24 protein-coding genes are annotated in these 21,278 nt (G+C 62.3%); 12 read left to right on the top strand and 12 right to left on the bottom strand.

Annotation, left to right across the window (positions count from 1 at the left end):
* Positions 1-305: 305 nt before the first annotated feature.
* A complete protein-coding gene (locus V1292_RS13130; RefSeq protein ID WP_334373005.1) occupies positions 306-884 on the top strand; it encodes a hypothetical protein in 579 nt (192 codons plus the stop codon).
* A 67-nt stretch (positions 885-951) separates the two neighbouring features.
* On the opposite strand, the gene V1292_RS13135 is transcribed toward V1292_RS13130, so the two are convergent.
* From V1292_RS13135 to V1292_RS13180, 10 genes are all read right to left on the bottom strand, one after another.
* Positions 952-1,761: a methyltransferase domain-containing protein gene (locus V1292_RS13135; protein ID WP_334373007.1), complete on the bottom strand. Its 810-nt coding sequence runs from the start codon at positions 1,759-1,761 to the stop codon at positions 952-954.
* 214 nt (positions 1,762-1,975) lie between these two features.
* Positions 1,976-2,200: a tautomerase family protein gene (locus tag V1292_RS13140; RefSeq protein ID WP_065732441.1), complete on the bottom strand. Its 225-nt coding sequence runs from the start codon at positions 2,198-2,200 to the stop codon at positions 1,976-1,978.
* 58 nt (positions 2,201-2,258) lie between these two features.
* Positions 2,259-2,813, bottom strand: a complete 555-nt coding sequence (locus V1292_RS13145) for an OsmC family protein (protein ID WP_334373010.1) — start codon at positions 2,811-2,813, stop codon at positions 2,259-2,261.
* 132 nt (positions 2,814-2,945) lie between these two features.
* The gene (locus V1292_RS13150) at positions 2,946-3,977 is read right to left on the bottom strand and encodes an alpha/beta fold hydrolase (protein WP_334373012.1); all 1,032 of its coding nucleotides are present in this window, start codon (positions 3,975-3,977) and stop codon (positions 2,946-2,948) included.
* Positions 3,978-4,106: 129 nt separating this feature from the next.
* Positions 4,107-4,403, bottom strand: coding sequence for a HigA family addiction module antitoxin (locus V1292_RS13155; RefSeq protein WP_225705153.1), 297 nt, complete (start codon positions 4,401-4,403; stop codon positions 4,107-4,109).
* A gap of 141 nt (positions 4,404-4,544) precedes the next feature.
* Positions 4,545-4,940: a type II toxin-antitoxin system RelE/ParE family toxin gene (locus V1292_RS13160; protein WP_334373013.1), complete on the bottom strand. Its 396-nt coding sequence runs from the start codon at positions 4,938-4,940 to the stop codon at positions 4,545-4,547.
* 138 nt (positions 4,941-5,078) lie between these two features.
* On the bottom strand, positions 5,079-6,101 hold the full coding sequence (locus V1292_RS13165) for a YeiH family protein (protein ID WP_442895613.1): 1,023 nt from the start codon (positions 6,099-6,101) through the stop codon (positions 5,079-5,081).
* A gap of 305 nt (positions 6,102-6,406) precedes the next feature.
* Entirely contained in the window at positions 6,407-6,628 is a 222-nt protein-coding gene (locus V1292_RS13170; RefSeq protein WP_213251868.1) for a hypothetical protein, read from the bottom strand.
* Positions 6,629-6,764: 136 nt separating this feature from the next.
* Positions 6,765-7,499 carry an SDR family NAD(P)-dependent oxidoreductase gene (locus tag V1292_RS13175; protein WP_334373017.1) on the bottom strand — a complete coding sequence of 245 codons (735 nt, stop codon included), beginning with the start codon at positions 7,497-7,499 and terminating at the stop codon, positions 6,765-6,767.
* 14 nt (positions 7,500-7,513) lie between these two features.
* Positions 7,514-8,542 carry a LacI family DNA-binding transcriptional regulator gene (locus V1292_RS13180; protein WP_334373019.1) on the bottom strand — a complete coding sequence of 343 codons (1,029 nt, stop codon included), beginning with the start codon at positions 8,540-8,542 and terminating at the stop codon, positions 7,514-7,516.
* Positions 8,543-8,739: 197 nt separating this feature from the next.
* Here V1292_RS13180 and V1292_RS13185 point away from each other — a divergent pair, with 197 nt between their 5' ends.
* The 8 genes from V1292_RS13185 (at position 8,740) to V1292_RS13220 (ending at position 17,078) form a co-directional block, all read left to right on the top strand.
* On the top strand, positions 8,740-10,041 hold the full coding sequence (locus tag V1292_RS13185; protein WP_334373020.1) for an ABC transporter substrate-binding protein: 1,302 nt from the start codon (positions 8,740-8,742) through the stop codon (positions 10,039-10,041).
* A gap of 73 nt (positions 10,042-10,114) precedes the next feature.
* On the top strand, positions 10,115-11,002 hold the full coding sequence (locus tag V1292_RS13190; RefSeq protein WP_334373021.1) for a carbohydrate ABC transporter permease: 888 nt from the start codon (positions 10,115-10,117) through the stop codon (positions 11,000-11,002).
* 9 nt (positions 11,003-11,011) lie between these two features.
* Positions 11,012-11,839 carry a carbohydrate ABC transporter permease gene (locus V1292_RS13195; protein WP_334373022.1) on the top strand — a complete coding sequence of 276 codons (828 nt, stop codon included), beginning with the start codon at positions 11,012-11,014 and terminating at the stop codon, positions 11,837-11,839.
* Positions 11,840-11,846: 7 nt separating this feature from the next.
* Positions 11,847-12,851 carry an alcohol dehydrogenase catalytic domain-containing protein gene (locus tag V1292_RS13200; protein WP_334373024.1) on the top strand — a complete coding sequence of 335 codons (1,005 nt, stop codon included), beginning with the start codon at positions 11,847-11,849 and terminating at the stop codon, positions 12,849-12,851.
* Between the two features lie 5 nt (positions 12,852-12,856).
* Positions 12,857-13,930: an ABC transporter ATP-binding protein gene (locus V1292_RS13205; protein WP_334373026.1), complete on the top strand. Its 1,074-nt coding sequence runs from the start codon at positions 12,857-12,859 to the stop codon at positions 13,928-13,930.
* Between the two features lie 41 nt (positions 13,931-13,971).
* Entirely contained in the window at positions 13,972-14,901 is a 930-nt protein-coding gene (locus V1292_RS13210) for a sugar kinase (RefSeq protein ID WP_334373027.1), read from the top strand.
* Positions 14,898-15,935: a tagatose 1,6-diphosphate aldolase gene (locus tag V1292_RS13215; protein ID WP_334373028.1), complete on the top strand. Its 1,038-nt coding sequence runs from the start codon at positions 14,898-14,900 to the stop codon at positions 15,933-15,935. The genes V1292_RS13210 and V1292_RS13215 overlap by 4 nt, the downstream gene beginning before the upstream one ends.
* A 15-nt stretch (positions 15,936-15,950) precedes the next feature.
* Entirely contained in the window at positions 15,951-17,078 is a 1,128-nt protein-coding gene (locus V1292_RS13220; protein ID WP_334373029.1) for a mandelate racemase/muconate lactonizing enzyme family protein, read from the top strand.
* A gap of 53 nt (positions 17,079-17,131) precedes the next feature.
* Here the strand turns inward: V1292_RS13220 and V1292_RS13225 are convergent, their stop codons facing one another.
* Both V1292_RS13225 and V1292_RS13230 read right to left on the bottom strand, forming a co-directional pair.
* Positions 17,132-17,407: a winged helix-turn-helix transcriptional regulator gene (locus tag V1292_RS13225; RefSeq protein WP_334373030.1), complete on the bottom strand. Its 276-nt coding sequence runs from the start codon at positions 17,405-17,407 to the stop codon at positions 17,132-17,134.
* A gap of 191 nt (positions 17,408-17,598) precedes the next feature.
* Entirely contained in the window at positions 17,599-18,378 is a 780-nt protein-coding gene (locus V1292_RS13230; protein ID WP_334373032.1) for a DNA-binding transcriptional regulator, read from the bottom strand.
* A 135-nt stretch (positions 18,379-18,513) separates the two neighbouring features.
* Between V1292_RS13230 and V1292_RS13235 the strand changes: the two genes are divergently transcribed.
* The 3 genes from V1292_RS13235 to V1292_RS13245 are packed head-to-tail and all read left to right on the top strand — an operon-like array spanning position 18,514 to position 21,248.
* On the top strand, positions 18,514-19,332 hold the full coding sequence (locus V1292_RS13235) for an HpcH/HpaI aldolase family protein (protein WP_334373034.1): 819 nt from the start codon (positions 18,514-18,516) through the stop codon (positions 19,330-19,332).
* Positions 19,316-20,248 carry a hypothetical protein gene (locus V1292_RS13240; protein WP_334373036.1) on the top strand — a complete coding sequence of 311 codons (933 nt, stop codon included), beginning with the start codon at positions 19,316-19,318 and terminating at the stop codon, positions 20,246-20,248. Before V1292_RS13235 ends, V1292_RS13240 begins: the two co-directional genes overlap by 17 nt.
* Positions 20,249-20,276: 28 nt before the next feature.
* Entirely contained in the window at positions 20,277-21,248 is a 972-nt protein-coding gene (locus V1292_RS13245; RefSeq protein ID WP_334373038.1) for a DUF6282 family protein, read from the top strand.
* The last annotated feature ends 30 nt before the right edge of the window (positions 21,249-21,278 follow it).

Genomic DNA, 21,278 nt, shown 5'->3' on the forward strand with positions numbered 1-21,278 from the left:
GTTCCCGCTAGCTCGCTTTGGCCGCGGTGAGATGCCGGTCATTCAGGAAAGACAGTGGGGACTTCTGGTACCGCCGGTGCACGGCGATGCGCATGTCGGGATTAGTCCTTCGAGCCACCTCGACAACATCGGGTCGGCCCAAGCTTTTGCCGCCGATGCATCGCCAACGAAGAGATCATCTACAGCTGAGCGCAGCCATGCGATGGCGTGCCCCGCCGCTTCTCCGGCCGTTCAGCACCGCTCCCGGCCACGGAACCAACGCTGCAGCCAATGCGTTTTAGAAGCTCAGCATTGGCAGCGTACTCATGAATGCCTTTTTTAATGCCTTTTTTTCGGCCGTGCTTGCCGCGGCGCTCCTCAGCGCCACCATCGCCACGATGCCTGCGGATGCTGCTCCTCGAAAAAAGAAGACCACCGTCCCCCCTGCAGCCAGCGTCGCTCAGCCGCCGACGGACAGATTTTTGGCCTGCGACGTTCGGGTGCGAGACTATCTTCGCGAAGGCGGAGCCGTGATACGGGTCACCAAGATCGAAGTGGATGATGCCCGACTGCAGTTGAACATTCATCATGAGTACGGAGAGGCGGGCAGGTCGTCCCGAAAATACCTGCGCGGGGACAGTGAAGAGGAAATGCGCAAAAATCTGCGCGGAATATTGGATGAGTTCGCGGCGGCTGCGAAGGCTGCCGCGGCCGGTCGCGCATGGTATGTGATCGCCGCTCGCAAGGTCATGCCGGACCTCCGCGACGGTTCGGGCGAGAACACGAGCCCGTGGACGGCGATTGTCCTCGCGGATTTCGAGGGAAAATGCAGACCCATCACGTTCTATCAGTCTATCGATCGGAGCAAGCTCGATCCTGAGGTGAGCAAGAAATTGGATGAGTGAAGTTTTGCACCCGGCTTGAGTTGGTCTGACGTGATCTGCTTCTTCGGGATCGAAGCAAGCCGTGATCCTACGCCACCGAAGGTCGTCTGCAGGTTGCGAGATGCGCCGATATGCCGAAAGCAAGCCCATCGGCCGTGAGATAGCGCGCGAAGATTGTTTCCGCCTCTGCCAGGATGCGATTGATCTGCGGCTCCGGCAGCACAACTCCCATGACGGGCAGCCACCCCCTGAGTTCGGACTCGACGAATTCGCGTATGTTGGGGAACCGTGCTGTGCCGCTACAGGTCGTAAGATCTACAAAGCTGGCTCCGGCACCCTTGAACAACACGGCGAGCCCCTGCCTGTCACCCAGCACAAACGGTGCGCGAAGCGCGTCACCGGCGGGTTTTCCGGCAACGCGATCCAGCAAGTCCACGAGGGCAGCGAAGGCGGGGGCGTGCTCGATGATATCCCAAACTGCGACCGCGCACCTGCCGCCAGGCACCATCACGCGCAGCATCTCCCGGACTGCTTTATCGCGATCCGAAAAGAACATCAGCCCGAATTGACACACAACGACATCGAAAGAGCGATCCGGAAACGGCAGTGCCTCGGCCGCTCCATCGCGCCAGTCGATGCCGGGCGCGAGCTCTCGCGCCACGGCCAGCATTCCTGCGTTTGGATCGAGTCCGACGACACGATTTGAGCTTTCGGTCCGCCTTGCCGCCTCGCGCGCCAGAACCCCGGTGCCGCAGGCAATGTCCAGAACGCGATCGCCGCGCTCAATCCTGGCGGCATCTGCCACCATCGGCGCCCATTGCTGAAAGAGTGCCGGAACGAACAGTGCCTCGTAGGCCCTCGCAGCGTCGACCAAGGTTTGCGAAACAGGTGAGGTCATCGTGTCACCTCGCGCAAAGCAAACTATGGTCGGGGAAGCTGATGCCTTGATCCGGGAGGCCTTTCACAAGCCGGTATCGGGTTCGCTTGCCGACCAAGCTTCGACATCCTCGCGGAAGTCGAGTGGATCGGCAAGCACGATGGCGTGATCGAGCCCCGGAGGGTTCCGCTCCCGGATCACCGGCGTTCCCTGTAAGGGCACTGTGGCCCGTCGGCTATGCCGCGCGTCCGGCAGCGATCGCCTTTACCTTTTCGGACGTCAGCCTTTCTCCGCCGATCGCCCAGTCGCCGCTCGCAACCTCGTTGATCTTCACCCAGGTGACGCCGCGCATGTTCTCGCCCTCCACGGCGACCATCGCTTCGGTCACCTTCTCGATTAGCTGTTGCTTCTGGGCCGGTGTGAAAACGTCGCGAATGACGTGAATATCGACGAGTGGCATGGTCTGTTGCTCCTGTTCCGGGTTCAAGGTTTGGATCGCCGCGATCTCTCGACGCGGCTCATTCAGCGGATACAACGGCTGCCGGTCCGCGGAATCTCGTGTCCACCGCGATGTCGCTACGCAACGTCTGAAGAACGACGCAGCACCGCTCGGCGAGTGATGCAAGTTGACTGATCTGCGCGGGATCGGTGTGCTCTTCGGCCTCGATGAGCACACCGACATCGATCCGCTGGAAACCGACCGGGATCTGACGGTCCACCACCAGGCAGCCGCGTACGTCGGCGAAGGCCTTCACCTCGACCGCTAGCGTCTTAAGCGCGATTCCCATGCGCACCGCGATCATCCGGAGCGTCGAGTCGAGGCAGGCGGCCAGCGCTGCACACAGCATGTCGCCCGGATTCAGTAGATCATGGTCGCCGCCAATGGCTCGGTGGATGCCGAAATCCAGCGAGACCTCACCATCGCCTGCGACGACCGCACCATGGAACGGATCCCGCTCTATGTTTGCAGTCCGTGCGTGATCTGCGATCTGCGCCTGCTCCGGCCTCTCGCGATAGCGCCTGCGCAGAGGCTCCTGACGCGGCGTTACCATATCGATCGTGCTAGCGCTCATCGGGCCGCTCCCATGTATGCTGGGCGATGATGCGAAGCATGCGGCAAGGCAGGTGAGGGCGCATGAGGCGCCGGTCCCATCGATGCGGATTATTTTTCCGTGAAAGGCGCCGACTCGGGACGTTTGTCCCGGTCAGTTGCGGCCGAGGCCGGCCTCGCGCGCCGTGACGATCGCCTGCGCGCGGCTGACAAGGCCGAGCTTGGCAAAAATCGTCGTCAAGTGATTTCGCACGGTCTTTTCGGAAATGCGCAGCAGCGTCGCAATCTCTCCGTTGCTAAGCCCGCGGGCGACTCTGTCCAGTATCTCCCTTTCACGCGCCGTGAGACCGGGCAACTCGCTGGTCGACACTGCCCGGACAGACTCGTCAGCCTTGAGGAAGTCGTCGAACTCTTTGCGGAACACAGACCAGGCTTTCTCATGCGGAAGCAGAATGTGGTTCTTGCTCTCAAGCGGTACGAACCGGGCATTCGGGATCATCGCCGCCACCTGTCGACCCGCCTCGAACGGCACCATCGCATCGCCGCGAACGTGAAAGACGAGTGTCGGCACGCGCACTTTGCCCGCCTCAGTACGTATGTCGAAGGCGTGGAAGGCACTCCAGAGCCGGCAAGCGGTTTCAGGCGACGCACTGCGCCGCTGCAACTCGCCGATCCATTTGAGCTGCTCCTTGCCGCCGTCCGGCATCAGGAGATTGGCAAAGACCTCGCGGAACGCGCCGGCATCCCGGCCCCAACCGATCTCGATCATCTGCGCGAGTGTCTGGGCCTGCCTGGCAGTTTTCTCGGCTGCACCGTCGACATAGGCACCGTGCGGATAGGCGCTGTAGAGGACGAGCCTGCTGACCCGGTCCGGGTGGCGTGCCGCGTAGGCAATCGCAACCGAGCCGCCCTGGCACAATCCAAAAAGCGGGAACCGGCGCAGGCCGGCAGCATCGACCACCGCTTCGAGGTCTGCCACCCAGGCATCCAGCGAGAAATCCGTCACGTTCCTGTCGGAAAGGCCCGAGCCTCTGGGATCGTGGCGGATAAGCGTGCGCTGCTGCACGAATGCCTCCAGCCAGTGCCGCCAGACCGGACTCTCCCAGTCGATCTCGAGATGCGTGAACCAGTTATTCACGCGAACAATGGGCGGTCCATGGCCGGCTGTGGCAAAGGCGATGCGCACTCCGTCGCGGGACGTGCAGAACCGTATCGTCTGCCTCATCGTTGCTCCGTAGCCTTGCCACCGGTCAGAACAAAACTGCGAACACTGGGCGGACCTTAGGTTATCCGGTGCGGGCGATTTGCGTAGCTCTCATACCGCCTCGTAAGACGCAATCTTCTTGATCTGCGGCGCGAGCACGTCTTCGGCCGTTTCGAGATCGAAGCGTGCCTGCATGTTCATCCAGAACGCAGCGCCGGTCTTGAAGAACTTGCCAAGCCGTAGCGCGGTGTCGGCCGTAACGGGCTTTTCTTCGCGCGCGATGCGTTCGATCCGGGTGCGCGGCACGTTCAGAGCGGCCGCGACCGCATAAGGAGTCAGTTTAAGCGGAACGAGAAATTCCTCCCGCAGGATTTCGCCGGGATGAACCGGCGGAAGTTTCTTTGCCATTTGCGATCTCCTACTCGGTGGCCGCATTCGGCCGGGCTGGGCTAGGGCCTTTTCGGTTCTGATTAAATCAGAACCCGGCTCTAGATTCTTGTTTTCGCGTTTACTTGACGCGAGCCGGTGTCCACTTCGCTTGAAAACGCGTTAGTGATAGTCGACTATCTCCACGTCTTCTGGTCCCGCATCGGTCCACCGGAACACGACCCGCCATTGATCATTGATGCGGATCGAGTGCTTACCCGCCAAATCGCCCTTAAGAGCTTCAAGGCGGTTGCCGGGAGGCGAGTTCAGGGCCTCAAGAAAGTCAGCGGAGTCGACCATAATCAGTTTTCGGCGAGCTATCTTGGCGAGATTTGCCGGGAAACCCTTCGGGACCATGCGGCCCTGAAGGATCGACTCGGCAAATTTCCCCTTGAAGCTCCTGATCACCGGCAATACGTATCTTATCGAGATACGTATTGCAAGGCTTTCGTATCTCGACAAGATACTAACGGCGAAACGCAGCGCTTGCGCCGGATCGACCGTCGTCGTGCGCTTCAAGCAAAACCCGGCGCCATCACGAACGATGGGGATTGCTGGTCGAGCCGCAGGTCCTGGCGGATGCGGTGCCGCACGCCGTCTTCAATCCGAAATGGCAATCCTGCAATTGAGGCTTCGACGGAGCTGCGCGCCACATGGTCACGGGAATAGGTGGACGAGCCCGATGCTAAGGCCCAGCAAGAGGAGCAGCGACAGCGTGACGGCGGCGGTGACCCTTCCGCCCACGGTCGAGAGCACGCGCACGTCGACGCCAAGGCCAAGCGCAGCCATAGAGAGGACGGTCAGGATAGCCGCTGTCTTCGTCACCGGTGCGACCACAAGATCCGGCACGAGCTGGAGCGAGCGCAGCGCCGCGAGCACCAGAAAGCCGATGATAAACCAGGGCACCAGCTTGAATGGGCTGATGGCGGCGACCTTCGTTTGATCGGCGTGGAGCTTGCGGCGGCGCGCCGCGACCAGCGAGAGGGCGACCACGATCGGCCCCAGCATCAGCACGCGCACAAGCTTGACCAGCGTGCCAATTTGCGTGCTGACGATGCCCGCGGGCACGGTCGCCGCCAATACCTGCGGAACGGCATAGACGGTGAGGCCCGCCAGAATGCCGTATTGTGTCGCCGACAGGCCCAGCATGGGGATCAGGAGCGGCAGGCCCAGCACCATCAACACGCCGAGGATGGCGGTGAAGGAGATCGACGAGGCGACATCGTCGCTATTGGCCCCGATCACCGGCGCGACGGCAGCGATTGCCGAGTTGCCGCATATCGAATTGCCGCAGGCGATCAGGATCGACATTTTCGTAGGAAGTCCGAGCATGCGACTGAGGCCGAAGCTTACCGCGAGCATCACCGCGACGGTGGCGACGATTGCGCCGATCAGGAGATAGCCGGAGGCCGCGATCGCGCCAAAGCTGACGGAGGCGCCGAGCAGCATGACGGCAACCTCGAGCAGTTGCTTGGCGCTGAAGGCTATGCCGGAACGCCAGCGTTGGGATGGTTGCCAGACGGAGCGAATCGCCATTCCGAGCAGGATCGCGATGACCAGTGCCTCGACGTAAGGATGGATGAAGACGTGCTCTTCGAGGCGTTGCGCGCCCAGCGAAACGGCGGTGATGATGCCGCAGAGCGTGATCCCTGGAACGAGGGCCATGCCGCGACCGAGCATGCCGGGTCGTGGCTTTGCGTCGTCAGAACTGCTTTGGGGGGGCGGCACTTATCCTCCTTGGAGAATAATTTATGCGCCGGACCGCGCGGGCTCGCTAGTACATTTTCGGATTGTGCCCATACAGAGAGGTTATATCCCTCAACCTGCATTTGCAGGCGTCGGCGTGGCCATCGTCCCGGTGGCGACCAACGAGGCTCAGATCAACTTGGGCGGTTCAAGGTAGTCCTGCGGCGGTCGCGTTCGAACGGATCATTGGATCGGGACGTCGGGGCAGCCCAACCCGTACTGCGCATGCCGGCAAGATATTAAAGCGAGGCGAGCAAGCCCTGCGCCCACGCGACGGCCCGCTCGAAGCTGAGATCGCCCGGTTCGAAATAGACCGCGCGCGCCAGCACGATGACGCCGACAAGCCCCCAGAACAGGCCGATGCCGGCTGACTTCAGCCATTTGGACGCGCCGACCGGTGCAGTCGAAGGATCGACCGCCGGGACCGGCTCCCCAAAGGGATCGAATGCGGGCTGGCTCATGGTAGCTTCCGTTTGGCTAAGGCTAATGTCGCCAATAGCTGCGCGGAAGCAAGGGTAGAGGAATGCCTTTTGTGGCCGCGGCGTGGAAGCTCGTTTTCCGCTGCAGCCCCGGGCTAGGGTTTTCTTCTACCGCCCCTCAGCCCGCGAGAAATCCGCCATCAACGGCGACAACCGTGCCGGTCGCATATTGCGACGCCGGCATGCAGAGAAATGCAACCGCGCCGGCGATGTCCTCCGGCTGTCCCCACCTTTTGAACGCCGTACGATCGGCAATGCGCTGGTAGTGCGCGCGATCGGATCGTCCTGCTGCGTTGATCGCCGTCTCGATGTAGCCCGGCGCGACCGCGTTGACGCGGATGCCTTCTTCCGCCCAGGCCAGTGCCAGCGCCTTGGTCAGCATGACGACGCCGCCCTTGCTGGCGCAGTAGGCGGGGATGCGCGGCAGCGCGAGCGTTGCGTTCATCGATGCGATGTTCACGATCGAGCCTTTGGTGCCGGCAAGCGCGGCCCGAAAGGCCATGCAGGTGCGGAACGTGCCGACGAGGTTGACATCGAGCACCTTTGTAAAGGTCTCGATCTCAAATTCCTTGTCGCGCGCCAGTATACCGGCGCAGTTGACCAGCGCATCGACGCGTGCCTGTCGGCCTGCAAACGATGCGACTGCTTCATCATTGGTGATATCGAGGGGATCCAACTGCAATCCCGGCCGCGGCCGTAGCACGGTGCGCGCGATATCGGCCTCGTCGACGCCGGTGGCGGTTACCGTCGCGCCGAGATCGCAGAACAGATTGGCAATGGCAGCGCCGATGTCGCCCGCGCCGCCAATCACCACGGCGTGGAATCCCGGAGCCAGCGCGAAGGGTGCGTTCATCGGATTGTTCCTTGCTATTTGGATGATCGCGTCGGCGATGCGGTGGACTCCCGGACGATCAGCGAATAGTCGACTTCGTGATGCATGATGGTCTGCTCGCCCGCGAGGTGACGCACGAGATACTCGCCGGCGCGCTGCCAGGTGTCCCCGGTCGGTACATGGATGGTCGTGAGGCTGGGGCGCAAATGCCGGCTCCAGTCGAGATCGTCGAAGCCGACCACCGACAGATCGTCGGGCACCGAAAATCCGCTGCGTTCCGCCTCCAGCAGCACGCCATAGGCGATAACGTCATTGCCGCAGACCACCGCCGTCGGCCGGTCCTTGAGGCCAAGCAGGTAGCGGGCGGCTTCGCGCGCATCGTCCAGCGTATAGGGCACCTCGACATGCCATTGCGGGGGCATCTTGACGCCGTGTTCAGCCATCGCGCGGCGAAAGCCGGCGACGCGGGCGCTCGCCCGATCGTTGTTGCGCTGCAGTGCGGAGACGATTCCGATTCGCCGATGGCCGAGTTCGATCACATGCAAGGCCGCACGGTGTGCGGCAGCTTCATTGTCCGTGCCGACACAGGGATAGGGTCGGTCGGGGCGATAGATGCCGACATTGATGAAGGGCACGGAATAGTCGGCAAGCATCTTGCGCAAGCCGTCGTGATGGCAGTCGCCGCGCAGCACGAGGCCGTCGACGCCGCGGCTGACGAGGTTGCGCGCCTGCTCCAGTTCAGCGTCGAGGTCGTAGCCGCTCGTAGTCAGGAACAGCATGTAGCCGACGGAAGAGAGATATTTCTGCAGGGAGGCGATGCCGCGCGCGAACATGGTGTTGTCGATAGTCGGGACGATCGCGCCGAGCGTGCGCGACCGGCGCGACGACAACTCGCGTGCCGGTGCGTGCGGAATATAGCCGACCGTCTCGACGGCGCGCGCGATCCGCGCCCGCAGCGGCGCGCTTACCGAGTCCGGGTTGTTGAGGGCGCGCGATACCGAGGCGGTCGACACGCCGGCCTCGGCCGCCACCGCGCGAATTCCCTGCTTTGCGGATCTTTCCATCACCACATCGGTCGGTCGAATGTAACGTTACAATGCAAGGATGGCGGATGGCGGGTGGGAAGTCTATCGATATTTGCCTTATAAGTCGTATTTTGCGCAAACTTGACAGCCAACTTCATCGGCCTAGTATATAACCGTTTTCAAGAAATCCGGTTGAGCCGGAAACGAGGGCGTCAGCCCCATCAGGGAGGAGATCGATGAAAGCCAAAGCCTTTGCGGCGCGCCTTGCGCTTGCTCTTGTTGTGGCCGGTAATGCTGCCTCGGTGGCCTGCGCCGCTGATTTCGACTGGAAGAAATTCCAGGGCAAGACCGTTACCTTCCTCGCCAACAACAATCCGGTGGCGCAGGCGCTGCTGGCGCACAAGGCCGACTTCGAGAAGCTCACTGGCATCACGCTGAAGGTCGACGCCTACCAGGAGCAGCAGATGCGCCAGCGCCTGGTGACCGTGATGAACGCGCGCAGCGACGAGGTCGACGTGTTCATGTCCTTGCCGTCGCGCGAAGGCCCACAATTCGCTGCTGCCGGCTGGTACGCCGATCTGACGCCCATGACTAAAGGCGCGGTTGCCGGCGACTACGACTATGCAGGCCTCAGCCAGGCTCTATTGAAGGCGGGGACCTTCGACGGCAAGCTCACCAGTATGCCGATGAATATCGAAGGGCCGATCCTCTATTATCGGACTGACATTCTGAAGAAATGCGGCGTCGAACCGCCCGCAACCATCAAGGACATCGAGCCGGCGGCGAAGAAGCTGAAGGCGTGCGACGCCAATATCACGCCATTCGTCTCGCGCGGCCTGAAGCCTGCGATCGCCTATACCTTCAGCAACATGCTGCACAACATCGGCGGCAACTACATCGCCAACGGCAAATCCAACCTCTGCTCGGCCAAGGGCAAGGAAGCCCTCGAGACCTATAGCGGCCTGCTCAGGGATTACGGACCGCCCGGCGTCGTCAATTACAGCTTCCAGCAGATCTCGGCGCTCTATCGCAGCGGCCGCGCGGCGATGTCATTCGAATCCTCGAACGAGCTGCGCACCGTGATGGATGGCGGCGGGCGGCTGAAGGACACTGCGCTCGTTCCGTTCCCGGCCGGCGATGCGGGCCAGGTCCCGACAGCGATCGGCTGGGGCATGGCCGTCTCCGCCCACAGCAAGCAGCCCGAGGCTGCCTGGTATTTCGTGCAATGGGCAACGAGCCCGGAGATTCAAAAGCGCATGGCGCTGCAGGGGATTGCGCCGCCGCGCTCTGCAGTTGCCAACGATCCCGCGTATCGCAAGTGGATTGAGGAAGAGCCGGTGCGCAAGCAGTGGCAGGCCGCGCTCGATGTCCTGGCTGCGAAAGGCTCGTCCGAGGTCGGCTATCCCATTGTCGCCAATCCGGAGTCGCGCGAATTCATTGGTCAGGCCGTGCAGGATCTGATCCTCAAGCAAAAGACCGTCGATCAGGCCTGCGCCGACGCCGACAAGGCGCTCGATGCGCTGATCGCACAGAAGTAGCACGTGGGGCGTCGACGGCATTTGCCGCGGTCGGCGCCTCGTCGTTCCAGATCGAATCCGGAAAAACGCTGACATGTCCGAGGCTGCTGCCACATTGACTGAAGATCGGCAGAGGTTAGAGCTGGCCGCACTTTCGGCGCCGGCGGTGATCTTCACCGTCGCGATGATTGCGTTCCCGGTCGTCTATACGGTCTGGCTCGGGCTGCACAGCTTTTCCTCCACCGGCAAGCAGTCGTTTGTTGGGCTAGCGAACTATTCAAGGCTGCTCGCCGATACCGAATTCTGGCACGGACTATGGGTGACGATTGCGCTCTATGTCCTCTCGCTGGTGCTGCAACTCGTGTTCGGTGTGTGGCTGGCGCTGGTTCTTTTTCACGCCAAACGCCTTCCGGGCATCGTACGCTCGCTCTTCATCTCGCCATTCATGATGCCGCCGGTGGTCGCCGGCATGATGTGGCTGGTCATCCTCGATCCGTCGCTCGGCGCCGCCAACTACATCCTGCAATCCTTAGGGTTGCCGCCGTCGGAGTGGCTGGCATCGCCGGTCTGGGTGATCCCGACGGTTGCGCTGATCGACACTTGGCAATGGACGCCCTATGTCGCGCTGATCGTGCTCGGCGGTCTGCAGTCGCTGCCGCCGAGCGTTTACGAGGCGGCGCAAATCGATGGCGCCTCGGCGTTCAAGACGTTCCAGCGCATCACGTTGCCGCTGCTGCTGCCGACGATCGTCACAGCAACGATCCTGCGCAGCGTCGATCTGCTGCGCTTCTTCGACATCATCTACATCACGACCCAAGGGGGCCCCGGCAACGCGTCGAACACGCTCAACATCTACGGCTTCCGGGTCGGCTTCGAGTTCTTCAACATTGGCTATGCGAGCGCGCTGATGCTGACATTGACCGCGATCGTGTTCGGCGCGGTGCTGGCATTCAACCGCCTGCGTGGCGCAGTGGCCTGGTGAAGTGAAGCCATGACCGACGCACCGATCACCGATGCCTGGATCCGCCGCCTCAACCTGCTTCAGCTCGTGTTCGCTGGCATCATCGTGCTGACGCCGACGCTCTGGATGGTGCTGTCCTCCCTGAAGCCGTCATTCGAGGTGACCGCCTATCCGCCGACCCTGATATTCGCGCCGACGCTCGAGAACTATGCGCAGCTTACGAAAACGACGCCCTTCCTGAGCTATGCGATCAACAGCCTGATCGTCACCATCGGCTCAACCGCCCTTGGCCTGTTGTTCGGAATTCCCGCGGCGTTTGCTGTATCGTGGACGCGCATTTCATGGCCGGCGATACTGACGCTGGCGGCACGTATGGCGCCCGGAACGCTGTTCCTGCTGCAGTGGTACATGATGTTCCGCCACGTCGGCATGATCGGCTCCTACACCGCGCTTATCCTGAGCCATGCCGTCATCACGCTTCCGATCGTCATATGGGTGCTGCTACCGTCGTTCGACGGCATCCCGCGCAGCGTCTTTGAGGCAGCACAGGTCGATGGTTGCAGCGTCACGCGCATCCTTTGGCGGATCGCGCTGCCGCTGGTCGCCTCCGGCGTCGCGGTGGCATCCATCCTGGCCTTCGTGTTTTCCTGGAACTACTTCCTGTTTGCGCTGGTGCTCTCGAACGGCGACAGCAAGACGCTGATTGCAGCTGCATTCAATTTCATCGGCGAGGGATCGACGCAATGGGGCGCGTTGATGGCCGCCGCGACGCTGATCGCGCTACCGCCGCTGATTCTGGCCGCGCTGGTTCAGCGCTGGCTGGTATCCGGACTGACGCTTGGCGCAGTGAAAGGCTAGGGATTGGATGAACGTCGTTCCGCAACCGAATTCGATCATGCAGGCTGCCGTGTTCCACGGCGGCGACCGCATCACCATCGAGCGCATCGCAATGCCGGAGGTGGCGATCGGCGAGGTGCTGGTGCGAGTCTCGCGAACCGCGCTGTGCGGCTCCGATTTCAAGCTCTGGCACAAGGGCGCCGAGTTTACCGCGGGCCATGAGATCTTCGGTGTGGTCGAGCAGCCCGGCCATCCCATGCACGGCAAACGTTGCGCCGTCTACATCCCGCTGCATTGCGACCGCTGTGCGGCCTGCCAACGCGGCGATACGCAGATGTGCCTGGAGATATCGAGCCTGATCGGCTGGAACAGGCCGGGCGGTTATGCCGAATACGTGCCGGTCCCGGAAAATTGCCTGCTGCCGGTACCTGACGACATCGAAGACAGCCTGGCGCCGCTTCTGCTCGACGTGATCGGCACGTCAGGTCATGCCGTGCGTTTCGTCAGCCGTATTGTGCCGCCGCACGAGGCGGGGCCGGTTCTGGTGATGGGCGCCGGGCCCGTTGGGCTCGGCGTGGTGCTGGCGCTCCGCAGTCTCGGCTATCGCGACATTCATGTCGCCGATCCCAATTCGGCGCGCCTCAAGATCGCGCAGTCCTTCGGCGCAAAGGCGCACCCGGTCGGTGATACGTCGAGGCGCTTCGCGCTGATCATGGAATGTTCGGGCGCGCACGCGGCCCGTAACCTCGGCATCGAGCTCGTCTTGCCGCGCGGAGCACTGGTGCTGGTCGGTGAGAACGCCGCGCCCTGGACGATCGAGGAAGGCAAGGTGTTCCGGCGCAAAGATTTCTACATGGTCCGCACGTTCTACTTCCCGATCAGTGATTTCGAGCCTAACGTGGCCTTGCTGCGCCAATACAAGGAGGAATATCGCGTCCTGGTCGACGGCGAATTCGGGCTCTCGGCACTGCCGGAGAATTTTGCGCGATTCGCCCAGGGCGAATTGATCAAGCCCGTACTGGCGCTGGGCTAGCGGTCATGGCCTCGATCTCGATCCGCAATCTCGTCAAGCGTTACGGCAGCTTTACCGTCATTCCCGATCTCAATCTCGAGATTGCGGACCACGAGTTTGTGGTTTTCGTCGGCCCTTCCGGATGCGGCAAGTCGACCTTGCTGCGGATCATCGCCGGTCTTGAACCGATCAGCTCGGGCGAGCTTTATATCGGCGACAATCGCGTCAACGGCGTTCCCGCCGCTCAGCGCGATATCGCCATGGTGTTCCAGGATTACGCGCTCTATCCGCACATGCGGGTCTACGAGAACATGTCCTTTGCGCTCGAGCTGCGCGGTACGCCGAAGGCCGAGATCGATGCGCGGGTCAAGCGCGCTGCGGCCTTGCTGCACATCGAGCCCTATCTCGACCGCAAGCCGAAGGAATTGTCTGGCGGCCAGCGGCAACGTGTGGCGATGGGGCGCGCGATCGTGCGCAATCCAAAGGCCTTTCTGTTCGACGAGCCACTATCCAATCTCGACGCCAAATTGCGCGGGCAGGTGCGCGCCGAAATCAAGGCGCTGTCGCAACAGCTTAAGACCACGATGGTCTTCGTCACGCACGACCAGATCGAAGCCATGACGATGGCTGACCGCATCGTGGTGATGCAGAGCGGCACCGTTCAGCAATATGACACGCCGGAAACGGTCTATGAGCGACCGTCCAACCAGTTCGTCGCCGGCTTCATTGGTTCGCCGGCCATGAATTTCTTTCCAGTCGAACAGCGCGGAGAGCAGATCGTCTTTTCGCAGGATGGCACTGACGCGCCGCTCGACGCGAAGAGCCGCGATCTGTTGCGCAAGACCGGCCATGGCGTATTCGGAATCCGTCCCGAGCATTTTTCGGTGACGGCAGATGCTGCCGGAGCCGTGGCGGTGACGGTGAGGCTGGTCGAGCCGCTTGGCTCGGACACGCTGATTCATTTCGATCTGGCCGGCGCATCGGCGATCGCGCGGGTCGATCCCTCGCTGCGGCCGAAGGTCGGCGATCGTCTTAACCTGCGTCCGCAGCCCGGCAGGGCGCATCTGTTCGACGGCACCAATGGCCAGGTGCTGCGGTGAACGAGCACGCCAATCCCGCGACGCGGACGAGGTTGGCCGACATGGCCTACAAAGACATGGCCTCCAAAGCAAAGCGCGCGCATGTGATCTGCCTTGGCCTCTCGGCGCTTGATCAGATCTGGCGCGTCGACCACAGGTTTTCAGGCGAAAGCGAAAAGATCAGGAGTCTCGACTATTCCACACTGGGCGGTGGCATGGCCGCAAACGCTGCGGTCGCCATCGCACGCCTCGGCGGGTCCGCTGCTTTCTGGGGCCGTGGCGGCGATGATGCCGCCGGGCATGAGATGCGGTCAGCGCTATCAGCCGAAGGCATTGATGTTGCGAATTTCAAACTGTTTCCCGAAGGCCGCTCGTCGGTCTCTGGCGTGATCGTCGACAAGTCCGGTGAACGGCAGATCGTGAATTTTCGAGGGTCGTATCCCGAGCGAGCTGATTGGCTACCGCTCGATGCCGTTGCAGGCGCTTCAGCCGTGCTTGCCGATCCGCGTTGGCCGGATGGAGCTGTTGCGCTGTTCGGCAAGGCGCGTGCACTGGGCATTCCGACTATCCTCGACGGCGATGTCGCCGAAGCCGCCATATTCGAGCGCCTGCTTTCGCTCACCGATCACGCCATATTCTCCGAACCCGCACTGGCAGCCTTCATGGGATCGGCCGACGACGCGTCGTTGGCCGATCTTGCGCGCTTCAATTGCCGCATCGTCGCGGTCACTCGCGGACATGAAGGGGTGAGTTGGTACGAAAATGGGGTCTTGCAAAAGCAGGCCGCCTTCCGGGTTAGCGTCGTGGACACGACGGGTGCGGGCGACGTCTTTCACGGCGCCTATGCCTTTGCGGTCGGTATGGGTCTCGCCGTGCGCGATGCGATGCAGTTCGCTGCTGCCGCGGCGGCGTTGAAATGTGAGCATTCGGGCGGACGCGCCGGAATTCCCTCGATCGAAAATTGCCTTGAATTCATGAGGACGAACCGATGAGAGCAATTGGAAAGAACCGCGGGCTTGCGCGTCTGGCCGATGCGGAAGGGCACTTTCGCATGGTCGCGCTCGACCAGCGGCCGCCGCTGTTTGATGCCATAGCCCAGGCGAAAGGCATCACCAGGGACCAGGTCGAGTATGCCGATGTAACTGCGGCCAAGCGGCTTCTGGTGGAGGCGCTGGCGCCTCACTGCAGCTCGATGCTGTTTGATCCGAATTTTGCGGTACCTGCAGCCATCGACCTATTGCCGGCCCGCTGCGGCCTCATCATGACGCTCGAGGAGCATCGCGTCGAGGAAACTCCGGGTGGCCGCAAGTCGCGGGCCATCACCGATTGGAGCGTGGAGAAGATCCGCGCGATCGGCGGCGATGCGGTGAAGGTGCTCGCCTGGTACCGGCCAGATGCCGATCCTGCCGTCAACGAACATCAGAAGCGCTTCGTGCGGTCGGTCGGCGAGGACTGCGCCCATCACGACATCCCTTATGTGCTCGAGCTGCTGGTATACCCCTTCCTCGGGAGCGCCAACCACACCGCCGACTATGTGGAATCGCCGGGCAAGCTGCCGAAGCTCGTCATCGACAGCGTGCAGGAGTTTGCCAAGCCCGAATATGGCGTCGATCTCTTGAAGCTCGAAAGTCCGCTTGCGGCCAACAGCCTGCCGCCGCGCGATGGAAGCGCTGCGTCCAAAGCTGCACAGAAGGATTTCGAGGCAATCGGCGACATCTGTCGCCAAGGCAACATCCCCTGGGTGCTGCTGTCAGGCGGTGCGGCACCGGAAAAATTCGAGCGCGTGCTGGACTTCGCCTACGCCGCCGGCGCCGGCGGCTTTCTGGCCGGCCGCACGATTTGGCTGGATGCCGTGCGCAGCCATTTCCCCGATCGCGCCGCCGTCGCCGCCAGCCTTCGCAAGGATGGTGTCGGCGTGCTCGAACGGCTCAACACGCTGACCAAGGCCAAAGCAAAGGCTTGGACAGCGCGCTTTCCCGGCTTCAGCGAAATCAGGCAGGAAGGTGATTTCGCGCGATCGTATTGACTTTGGATTCCTGACATGACGTCGCAACCATTCACCGTCCGTAGCGTGCAGGCCTTCTGCTATCGTTACCCATTGTCGACGCCGGTTGTTACCTCCTTCGGCAAGATGCTTGACAGGCCGGCAGTATTCGTTCGTGTGGAAGACACTGACGGCAATGCCGGCTGGGGCGAGATCTGGTCAAATTTTCCATCGGTCGGAGCCGAACATCGAACGCGACTCGTCAACGAGGTCCTGGCGCCCGCGACATGCGGGCGCACAGTCAGCGCTCCCCAGGAAATCTTCGAGGCCCTGACACAGGGCACCGCCGTGCTGGCGCTGCAATCCGGGGAGCCCGGTCCGTTCGCGCAGGCGATAGCCGGAATTGATCTTGCAATCTGGGATCTGTTCGCGCGGCGGCGGAAGCAGCCACTGTGGCGGTTGCTTGGTGGCAACGGCAAGACGATAAGGGTCTACGCCAGCGGAATTAATCCGACCGGCTCGCGGCAAATGGCGGAATCGGCCATTAAGCGTGGGCATCGCGCACTGAAACTGAAGATCGGCTTCGAACTGGCGACAGATCGCGCCAATCTGGCGTCGCTACGCGATCTGGTGGGCGACGGCGTGCTGGCAGCGGATGCCAATCAGGGCTGGTCGTTGGCCCGTGCGCTGGAGATTGCGCCGCATCTGCGCGAGTTCGATCTTGCTTGGCTGGAAGAGCCGATCCGTGCCGATCGGCCGTGGCGGGAATGGCAAGAGTTGCGTGAAAACGTCGGCATCCCGCTGGCGGCCGGAGAGAACATCGCGAGCCGCGCGGGGTTTGAGCAAGCGCTCGGTGACAACGTGTTGCGCGTCGTGCAGCCCGACATCGCCAAATGGGGTGGCCTGACCATGTGCGCAGGTATCGCGCGCGACATCCTGGCGTCAGGCAAGACCTTCTGCCCGCACTATCTCGGCGGCGGAATTGGCCTGCTCGCATCGGCGCATCTGCTTGCCGGGATCGGTGGCGACGGTCTGCTGGAAGTCGATTCAAACGACAATGTGCTGCGCGACCGACTTTGCGGACCGCTCATCAACGTGACGAACGGAACTGTGACCCTGGGCGAAGAGCCGGGATCGGGAATCGAGCCGGATCTGAGCCCGATCGAGCAGTACCGGACCGCTTGATCCGACGGGGCCGCGTGCTTGGTGCGCTCCGTTGTCACTATCCCGGGAATGACTTACGCCGGTAACTTCGCTGCCCACTTCTTCGCCCAAACACCGAGAGGAACAAGAAGGGCATAAAGTTCATGTCCGGTCGGTGTAGCGCGATAACCCTCGTGCGAATGCTCGATCAAGCCTGCTTCACGCAGTTCTTTCAGGCGCGAATTGAGAACCGTAGGCGAGATCGATTCGCAGCGTTCTTGCAGTTCGCGGAATGTGCAGGGTCCGCCATTGCTGAGATTCCACAGAACGCCCAATGTCCAGCGTCGCCCCAACAGGTCCAGGAGCGCCATGACAGGGACGCCTGTCCGCGAGCCTCGGACAGGTCTCCCAGGTTTTGGTGTTTGGCTCATAGGCATTCTCGCTACTAAATAGGTAGCGTTTCCCCTGTCAAGCGTTAGGAATGTCACTCCTTCATCGCGAGTACACAGGATGCCCATCATTGTGCTCGCTGCAGCACTCTGACGGCCAATCTCCCTAGGCTCTACTCCTGCAACGACGAGACACTTGCGGCAATATTGTCCGCCATGGCTTTCACGAGCGGCACGTAGCGTCCGACGACGTCGGCGCGGTCGAGCGCCGAGGTGAAATAGGTCATGCCGACGGTGGCGAGTACGCGCTGATTGACGACGACGGGGAGCGCGATCGTGTTCGAGGACCGCGGTTCGACCATCGGGTCGCGTTCGGCAAAACCTTGCTTGCGGATCGTGGCCAGCAAAGCCAATGCCCGCTTTCGTTCGGTGGCGAGTTTGTCTTCGGCCTCCTGCGATCGGGCCAGCATGTCGAGCAGCATCGATCGCTCGCTCACCGGACAGAACGCCAGATAGGCGCGCCCCAGCGCTCGTCCGAGCAGGCTGAGTTGCATGTTGAGGGTACCGTGAAAGGGCGAGACCGGGCTGTCGGGAATGGTGCTGAAGCGGACCACGACTGAACTCCGGTCGAGGACGGCGATGGCGATGGGCCAGTGATATTGCCGCGTGAAGGCGAGCGCCCACGGGCGCGCAGCCTCCACCACCAGCGGATCGCCGTGAAAGCCGTTGCTCAGCGATTTGACCCGCGAGGCGACCGCGTAGCCGCCCTGCCGCCGGTCGTTGGCGGCATAGCCCAGCGCGCATAGCGACTTCATCAACCGCACCACAGTCGATTTCGGCAGGCCCGTCGCCTTGTGCAGGCGATCGATCGAGGTGACGCGGTGGCGGTTGAGCTCCTCCAGCAGCAGGAGTGTGCGCGAGGCGGCTTCGACGGTGTCGGATTTGAGCGGCATCCTGAAATTCCACCTGGTGGAACGCGGCGGAATAGCTATGGCCGACCGGCGTCGTCCCTGCAATGGTTTTCGCCAAGCGCCACGCCGGACCTGCCTCTCAAGGCAGCCTGTGCAGATGGCCGGGGAGGAGCAACCGTGTCGGGAGACGTCGTCAGGCCACATTTCTCGTCATTCCGCCGCCGGCTCGTAGCGCGACAGGTGGTCGTCGGCTCGTTCATCAAGACGCCGACCACGCACGCGACCGAGATATTCGGCGCGCTCGGCTACGATTTCGTCGTGATCGACGAGGAGCACGCGCCGATCGATCGCGCGATGACCGATGTCATGTTGCTAGCCGCGCGCGCCAGCAACCTCGCCGGAATCGTGCGGGTGTCATCGGATGATCCGGCCAAGATCCTGTCCTGCCTGGATTGCGGCGCAGCCGGTGTGCTGGTGCCGCATGTCGCGACGGTCGAGAAGGCACGCGCAATTGCGGCTGCCGCGCGATACCGCGGCGGACGGCGCGGCTATTCCGGCTCGTCCCGCGCCGGTGCCTATGGCGGCACGCCGATGTGGTCTCTCGTCGATGAACAGGATGAATCGGTTTGCGCAATTGCGATGATCGAGGACCCGGAAGCGCTGGATTACATCGACGCCATCGCTGCTGTCGATGGAATCCACGGCTTCTTCATCGGTCGCGGCGACCTCACTGTCGCCCTTGGCGCCAAATCGTCGGCCGACGCCTCTGTCAAGGATGCGGTGATCAGGATCATTGCAGCGGCGAAGAAAGTCGCCAAGCCGGTTTGCGTGATGGTCGCGACTTCCGCGGAAGCAAAGGATTTCGCCGAGCTCGGGGCCAGCGCCTTCATCATCTCGTCGGACCAGGGGCTGATGCGCCGGGCCGCGGCGCAAACGCTCACCGATTTCAAAACGCTCGTTCGAACCACGGATGGCTCACATGTATCACAGCACTGATCCGCGCGCTGCGCTCGCCGCCACGCCCGCCGGCACAAAGCCGGCAGCTACCCACTTTGCAGGCGCCGAGTACGCCAAATTCTACGAAACGCCGCCGGCCGAAGATCAGAACGGCGCGCGGACCTGGTACGCGCGCGGCCAGAACTTCATCATCGCCTATAGCGAGGCCGACAAGGGCGCGGTGCTGAGCCGGACCAACCAGCCCGACGAATATGTCGTGCTGCTTCCAGATCCTGGCGCCGGGGCCGAGATCGTCTGGGGCAACGAGCGCAAGGTCGTCAACGGTCACTCCATCAGTTTCGTGCCGGCGGGTGCAAGCTCCGTCACGTTGCTGGGTGGCGCCACGGTGGTACGCATGGTGACGACGCGATCGGAAGACCTCGCAAAACTCTGCTCGAACGCCGCGTCCTACGCGACGCCGCATCCCAATCTACCGCCGTTCGAGCCGTGGCCGGTGGCGGCTGCGGGCGCGAAGATCCACACCTACAGTCTCGACGTTGCGGTGACGCCGGGCCGGTTCGGGCGCATCTTCCGCTGCTCGACCTTCATGGTGAATTTCCTCGAGCCGCGAAACGGCCCACGCGATCCGAGCAAGATGTCGCCGCATCACCATGACGATTTCGAGCAATGCTCGCTGGCACTGGCCGGCACCTTTGTTCACCACCTGCGCTGGCCGTGGACGACCGATATGGCCCAGTGGCGCGACGACGATCACGAACGCTGCGGATCGCCCTCCATTGCCGTGATTCCACCGCCGGCCATTCACACATCGCAAGCCGTCGATCCCAAGCTCAACGTTCTCGTCGACATCTTCTGCCCGCCGCGCCTGGATTTCTCGGCCAAGCCAGGCTGGGTGTTGAACGAGGACGATTATCCGATGCCCGCGCAAACCGCCGCCGGGCAATCCGCGGCCTGACACATCTCCATCTGAAAGGGCCCTGACCATGGCCGACAAGCAAGTGTCTTACCCGAACACCGTACCACTGCCGCCGCTATCGCGGGCGGCGGAAGTCGCCGAGCTTCTGGTGGGCGCGATCGACCTGCACTGCCATAGCGGCCCGGCAGCCATGCCGCGCATCCTCGATCATCACGAGGAGCTGCTCGATGCGGCGGAAGCGAAGTTCCGCGCCGTGCTCTACAAGGACCATTTTTATGCCGGCATGGCGCATGCGATCCTGCTGGAGAAGCTGTTTCCCGAAACCAATGTGAAGCTATTCTCCGGCATCGTGCTGAACAATGCCTCGGGCGGTATCAACCCGCATGCGGTCGACCATACGATCAAGCTCGGCGGCAAGATCGTCTGGATGCCAACGCTGTCGGCCGCGAACCATATCAAGGCGATGGCGGCTGGAAACTCGACGTTTCCGAAGACCTCGCAAAAAATGCTCGAACCGATCCCGCTTTCCGCGCTCGATGCCAATGGAAAGCTTACAGACGACACCAGGAAGGTCATCGATCTCATTGCCGAGGCGGACATTATCCTGGCCGGCGGCCACCTGCCGGCCAGCGAATTGCATATCCTGTTCGATGAGGCGGCGCGACGCGGCGTCAAGAAAATGATGGTCAACCATCCGACCTACATCGTCGGCTGCAATGACACCGATATCCGCCAGCTTGTCGCGCGCGGCGTCAAGATGGAGCATTCGATCTGCATGTTCATCGAAGGCAAATCCTTAAAGTACAGCGCGGACGATCTCGCGCACCTGATCGACGTGGCTGGCGTCGACAACACGATTCTTTCGTCCGATCTCGGCCTGCAGGGGTCGCAACGTCCGGTCGACGGCTTCCGCAGCATCACCCAGATCCTGCTCGATCTGCAGATGCCGCGGCCTGCGATCAGAAAACTCATCAGCGACAACGCGGCACGGTTTCTCAACCTTCCGGTGATGCAGTCGGCCACACAAGACGCCGCTTAGCGGGACAAGCGCAAAGACCGCGAAAAGCGG

Source organism: Bradyrhizobium sp. AZCC 1719 (assembly GCF_036924525.1).
Taxonomy (GTDB): Bacteria; Pseudomonadota; Alphaproteobacteria; order Rhizobiales; family Xanthobacteraceae; genus Bradyrhizobium.

Bases quoted from the DNA above. Each gene is read 5' to 3' on its own strand.
- V1292_RS13130 (WP_334373005.1), top strand. From the start codon at position 306: ATGAATGCCTTTTTTAATGCCTTTTTTTCGGCCGTGCTTGCCGCGGCG.
- V1292_RS13135 (WP_334373007.1), bottom strand. From the start codon at position 1,761: ATGACCTCACCTGTTTCGCAAACCTTGGTCGACGCTGCGAGGGCCTAC.
- V1292_RS13140 (WP_065732441.1), bottom strand. From the start codon at position 2,200: ATGCCACTCGTCGATATTCACGTCATTCGCGACGTTTTCACACCGGCC.
- V1292_RS13145 (WP_334373010.1), bottom strand. From the start codon at position 2,813: ATGAGCGCTAGCACGATCGATATGGTAACGCCGCGTCAGGAGCCTCTG.
- V1292_RS13155 (WP_225705153.1), bottom strand. From the start codon at position 4,403: ATGGCAAAGAAACTTCCGCCGGTTCATCCCGGCGAAATCCTGCGGGAG.
- V1292_RS13165 (WP_442895613.1), bottom strand. From the start codon at position 6,101: ATGCTCGGTCGCGGCATGGCCCTCGTTCCAGGGATCACGCTCTGCGGC.
- V1292_RS13170 (WP_213251868.1), bottom strand. From the start codon at position 6,628: ATGAGCCAGCCCGCATTCGATCCCTTTGGGGAGCCGGTCCCGGCGGTC.
- V1292_RS13175 (WP_334373017.1), bottom strand. From the start codon at position 7,499: ATGAACGCACCCTTCGCGCTGGCTCCGGGATTCCACGCCGTGGTGATT.
- V1292_RS13180 (WP_334373019.1), bottom strand. From the start codon at position 8,542: ATGGAAAGATCCGCAAAGCAGGGAATTCGCGCGGTGGCGGCCGAGGCC.
- V1292_RS13185 (WP_334373020.1), top strand. From the start codon at position 8,740: ATGAAAGCCAAAGCCTTTGCGGCGCGCCTTGCGCTTGCTCTTGTTGTG.
- V1292_RS13190 (WP_334373021.1), top strand. From the start codon at position 10,115: ATGTCCGAGGCTGCTGCCACATTGACTGAAGATCGGCAGAGGTTAGAG.
- V1292_RS13195 (WP_334373022.1), top strand. From the start codon at position 11,012: ATGACCGACGCACCGATCACCGATGCCTGGATCCGCCGCCTCAACCTG.
- V1292_RS13200 (WP_334373024.1), top strand. From the start codon at position 11,847: ATGAACGTCGTTCCGCAACCGAATTCGATCATGCAGGCTGCCGTGTTC.
- V1292_RS13205 (WP_334373026.1), top strand. From the start codon at position 12,857: ATGGCCTCGATCTCGATCCGCAATCTCGTCAAGCGTTACGGCAGCTTT.
- V1292_RS13210 (WP_334373027.1), top strand. From the start codon at position 13,972: ATGGCCTACAAAGACATGGCCTCCAAAGCAAAGCGCGCGCATGTGATC.
- V1292_RS13215 (WP_334373028.1), top strand. From the start codon at position 14,898: ATGAGAGCAATTGGAAAGAACCGCGGGCTTGCGCGTCTGGCCGATGCG.
- V1292_RS13220 (WP_334373029.1), top strand. From the start codon at position 15,951: ATGACGTCGCAACCATTCACCGTCCGTAGCGTGCAGGCCTTCTGCTAT.
- V1292_RS13225 (WP_334373030.1), bottom strand. From the start codon at position 17,407: ATGGCGCTCCTGGACCTGTTGGGGCGACGCTGGACATTGGGCGTTCTG.
- V1292_RS13230 (WP_334373032.1), bottom strand. From the start codon at position 18,378: ATGCCGCTCAAATCCGACACCGTCGAAGCCGCCTCGCGCACACTCCTG.
- V1292_RS13240 (WP_334373036.1), top strand. From the start codon at position 19,316: ATGTATCACAGCACTGATCCGCGCGCTGCGCTCGCCGCCACGCCCGCC.
- V1292_RS13245 (WP_334373038.1), top strand. From the start codon at position 20,277: ATGGCCGACAAGCAAGTGTCTTACCCGAACACCGTACCACTGCCGCCG.